This is a genomic window from Candidatus Sodalis sp. SoCistrobi (genome assembly GCF_900143145.1).
Lineage (GTDB): Bacteria > Pseudomonadota > Gammaproteobacteria > Enterobacterales > Enterobacteriaceae > SoCistrobi.
The window spans coordinates 1-4,193 of the sequence record NZ_FRDB01000241.1 but is presented as its reverse complement, the minus strand read 5'-3'; the positions used below and the strand labels follow the sequence as shown (position 1 = coordinate 4,193).

Sequence of the window (4,193 nt, the reverse complement as noted above, 5' to 3'; positions counted from 1 at the left end):
TCATATGCTGTTTAACCAGCGTCTGATATCGGCGGGTAAGGCGAGAGTCAATCCCGCCAACAGATAGGTTGAAATCATTCTGCAAAGTAATAACAGGTATCACGATAAATGTGTAGATACCTATGCCATCAGGGCGAAACCCGCCAACAGCGGCTGGATGAGCTCTTGCGGGCACAGCCGGAGTTGACGGTGGTGGGGCTGCCGGAAGGCGATTGGTTAACGGTGGCTGAGGGCACGCCGACCCTTGCCGGCCCCTACGATGCGGCACTTTATCGCGCCGATCTGCCCGAACCGGGGGTGCTGACGCCGGGAAGCACGGTCCCCAGGGTTTAAACACCCGTGCTTGTCCCGATGCCGGGACGGGGGCGGCATTGCCGGCTATGGGCTCGTGCATCGCCCCTGGCCGCCGCCCTCGCCGGCAAAAGCGGTGCGGCTACTGGCCGCGCAGCGATATCTCTCCGCCCAGATAGGCGTGGAGTTCCCCTTCTTGGTCCAGCAATAAGGCTCCCTGTGCATCAATGCCGCGCGCAATTCCTTTGTTCTCCCGATCGCCAATAAGCAATCTCACCGGCCGGTCATAAAAGTTATCCAGCGCTTGCCAGCGGGCAACAAATGGCGCGAACCCGTCACGCTCGAATTGCCGCAGCGCCTGACGGAGCATGTCGGTCAGTTCGGCGGCCAGTGCGTTTCGGTCGATAGCGATACCCGCTTCCTGCAAGTTGATCCATCCTTGGTCAATTTTACCCGCCGCACCTTCGCGCATCGCCAGATTAATGCCGGCGCCAATCACGACATGGGCGGCATCGCCGGCCTTACCGGAAATCTCCACCAGGATCCCGGCCAGTTTGCGATCGTTTAAATACAGATCGTTCGGCCACTTTACGCGGACCCCGTCTGCGCCGAGGCGTTGCAGCACTTCCGCCATGACAATACCGACCATCAGACTGAGGCCGCCTGCCGCTGCGGGGCCTTGCTCAAGACGCCAATAAAGGGATAAATAGAGGTTATTACCGAACGGCGATATCCACTGCCGACCGCGCCAGCCGCGTCCTTGCGCCTGATACTCCGCCACACAGGCGTCGCCCGGCTGCACGGTGCCGATACGCTCGATCAAATACTGATTGGTGGAGTCAATCACCGGCAGCACCGCCAGCCGCCCCGCGGGTAAGCGCGCGCGGATTGCGCTTTCATCCAGTAATTGCAGCGGGGCATACAAACGATAGCCTTTGCCGGGCACCGTGAAGACATCCACACCCCAGTCACGCACCGTTTGAATGTGTTTGTTGATGGCAGCGCGGCTCATTCCCAACGCCGCACCAAATTGCTCGCCAGAATGGAACTCGCCATCGGCCAATAAACTGATAAGCTTAAGCGGAATGGTGACGTCTTTCATGTGATGACTCCTGCCGCATCCACTTCGCCAAAGGCGCCGATAAATCGCACTTCAGGCTCCAGCCAGACGGCAAACCGGCCCGCAACCTGTTGGCGCACGTAGCGCGCCAGCGCAGCGATATCCTCACCCGTTGCATTATTAGCATTGACCAAAACCAGCGCCTGTTTGTCATGGACCGCCGCGCCACCGAGCCGATAGCCTTTGAGTCCACAGCGATCGATAAGCCAACCCGCCGCCAGCTTCACCCCGCCCTCCGGTTGGGGGTAATGTGGCGCATCAGGATAGCGGCTTAGCAGCTGTTCTGCTGCCAATGCATCAATAACCGGATTTTTGAAGAAACTGCCGGCATTGCCCTGCAGCGCGGGGTCGGGCAATTTCATGCGACGCATCGCGCAAACCGTATCATAAATCTGTCGTGGGGTGGCCTGCTGCGGGTCCAGGCGGGCCAGATCGCCATAGGTCAATACCGGTTGCCAGGCTTTGGCCAGCCGCAAACCCACCGCGACAATGGCGTGGCGTTCGCGCAGCGCGTGTTTAAAAATACTGTCGCGGTAGCCAAATTGACATTCAGCCGCGCTCAGGCGACGTAGGGTACCGGTTGCCAACTGCAGCACGTCGACATAGTCACAAAACTGGCGCAACTCGACGCCATAGGCGCCAATGTTCTGGATCGGCGCAGAACCCACGCAGCCGGGGATCAGCGCCAAATTCTCCAGACCCGGCATGTGCTGTTCGAGACAGGTACGCACCAGATCATGCCACACCTCTCCGGCGCCGACATGCAAGTGCCAAGCGTCGGGGCGCTCCTCGATGGCGACGCCCGCAATTCGATTTAGCAATATCGTACCGGCATAGTTTTCCAAAAACAGCACATTACTGCCGCCGCCCAACACCAGCACCGGCGAACCGTGCTCCGTGGCCTGCCGCCAAAACGTGAACAGCTCGGCCTCCGTATATGCCGCAATCACGCGCCGTGCCTGTACGTCAATGGCAAAACTGTTCAGGGACTTTAGCGCCCCAGTGTCCGTCATCATCACATAACCTGTCTTCACTTTTGTTGCCGTTAGTCTACTCGATCGCACAGGAAGGCAGCGAGTGTCATTTTATGGCCTAGGTATGCTTGAGGACGTTTATCTCGCACGCATAACGTTAGGCAACGTTGCGACGTCGCTTAACTGTCGGACTCTGTAGAAGCAAGCCCTTTTTCCCAAAATTGATTTATCTGGGCCAGTTGCTCCCTGAACGGCTGCGGGCTTTGGCCGTGCCCTTGCTCGGCCAGCTTATCAAATGTCGAAAATATCTCGTCATGCGCTTGTTTTATCAGATTAAATTCCGTAGGTATTTTAACATTTCGTGAGAAGAGTTCAGTTTTGTACACGCTAACTAACGGATGCATGCCTGCGCCGTTGGGAATATAAAGCTTATCTTGCTCAGACACCTCTTTTCCGCTCTTCTTGGCCTCTTCATTTTTTCCCGCATGTTTATCAGCGCACTTTAATCCATTCTCCATTGAGGCCATACCTATTTCATGCAGATACCCCTTAGGCACGGGCTGACCGATGCGCTGGCAATACGCCGTCATGGCATCGGAAGCTTCGCTGTATGCAGACGCCATGGTTGCTTCGACTAATTGCTCAAAACCCTTTTTATCCGTGAGAAAATCATTGACGGTGGCTTGAATCTTCTCTTTTACCGCGACGATATCCTCAGACGTCAAGGTTTTTTGCTGCCGGATGGCGGCATTATGAACGGTCAAAGGCGCAGAATTGGCATTATCAAAGGGTTTATTAGCGCCGGCTGACTTGTTTTCAACGGCGGACAAAAAGTTATATGCGCTTATCATCCCGCCAATGCAGCGATGGGCAACCGCCGTGCTAAAGGTTTTCGCACTATTCTCAATTGTCGTGATGCAATGCAAAATCTGACGGCTCAAGTCACTTTTAGCGGACGTTTTCGCGCTGCCATTCTCCGCCTGTTCCGGTTTTAAAATGTAACTACCTGTCCTAGAGCCAATAAACATGCAACTCTCCTTTTTATGATTGTCGAATACGGATTATGTTAAGCATGGCTAAACACTGCCCTGATATTTCCCGGCGATAAAAGACATTACGCCGTGGTCGCGTAACGTCGCTCCGTTGATTGAAATGTATTAAACTGCATTCGTTATTCGACAACCATCAAATTCCGATATAGGGGGATAATTACGCCCCCCAGGCGGGAGAAGATTTGTCACGCTGAATAACCCCGAGTTTATTAGAGAGTAATTTTGGCAATACTACGCCGCTTCCTCTGATGCTAATTGCAAAGCGTAATAGTTCATTTCGGCTTCAGTAGGAGGGATGTAACCCAGCCGCCCGAGCAGCCTTCTGTTGTTGTACCAGTCCACCCAGTCCAGCGTGGCCAACTCCACTTCCGTCCGGTTTTTCCAGCTCCCGCGGTGGATAACCTCCGTTTTGTACAACCCGTTGATACTCTCTGCCATCGCATTATCGTAGGAGTCGCCGGTAGTGCCAACTGACGCCAGGATTTCAGCATCCTTCAGACGCTTTGAATACGCTAATGAAACATATTGTGAGCCTCGGTCTGAGTGATGGATCACCCCTTTCCCTGGGCGACGAGCCCAAAGCGCCTGCTCCAGCGCATCCAGCACCAGAGATGTCTCCATCGACGTTGAGACCCGCCAGCCGACGATAACGCCGGCGAACACATCGACGATAAAGGCCACATAAACGAAGCCCTGCGCCGTTCTGACGTAGGTGAAGTCCGCCACCCAAAGCTGATTGGGCCGCTCCGCCATGAA

5 protein-coding genes are annotated in these 4,193 nt (G+C 55.2%); 1 reads left to right on the top strand and 4 read right to left on the bottom strand.

Annotated features, from left to right (window positions below; genetic code table 11):
• The first annotated feature begins 108 nt into the window (after positions 1-108).
• Positions 109-333: a type 1 glutamine amidotransferase family protein gene (locus CINSTRO3249_RS13540; protein WP_074013653.1), complete on the top strand. Its 225-nt coding sequence runs from the start codon at positions 109-111 to the stop codon at positions 331-333.
• Positions 334-433: 100 nt separating this feature from the next.
• Here CINSTRO3249_RS13540 and birA read toward each other — a convergent pair whose 3' ends face one another.
• From birA to CINSTRO3249_RS13520, 4 genes are all read right to left on the bottom strand, one after another.
• On the bottom strand, positions 434-1,393 hold the full coding sequence (gene birA, locus CINSTRO3249_RS13535) for a bifunctional biotin--[acetyl-CoA-carboxylase] ligase/biotin operon repressor BirA (protein WP_074013652.1): 960 nt from the start codon (positions 1,391-1,393) through the stop codon (positions 434-436).
• Positions 1,390-2,427: a UDP-N-acetylmuramate dehydrogenase gene (gene murB / locus CINSTRO3249_RS13530; RefSeq protein ID WP_074013651.1), complete on the bottom strand. Its 1,038-nt coding sequence runs from the start codon at positions 2,425-2,427 to the stop codon at positions 1,390-1,392. Before murB ends, birA begins: the two co-directional genes overlap by 4 nt.
• A 137-nt stretch (positions 2,428-2,564) precedes the next feature.
• The gene (locus CINSTRO3249_RS13525) at positions 2,565-3,413 is read right to left on the bottom strand and encodes a hypothetical protein (protein ID WP_074013650.1); all 849 of its coding nucleotides are present in this window, start codon (positions 3,411-3,413) and stop codon (positions 2,565-2,567) included.
• Positions 3,414-3,668: 255 nt separating this feature from the next.
• A partial coding sequence (locus CINSTRO3249_RS13520) for an IS3 family transposase (RefSeq protein ID WP_125933110.1) occupies positions 3,669-4,193 on the bottom strand: 525 nt, incomplete at its 5' end.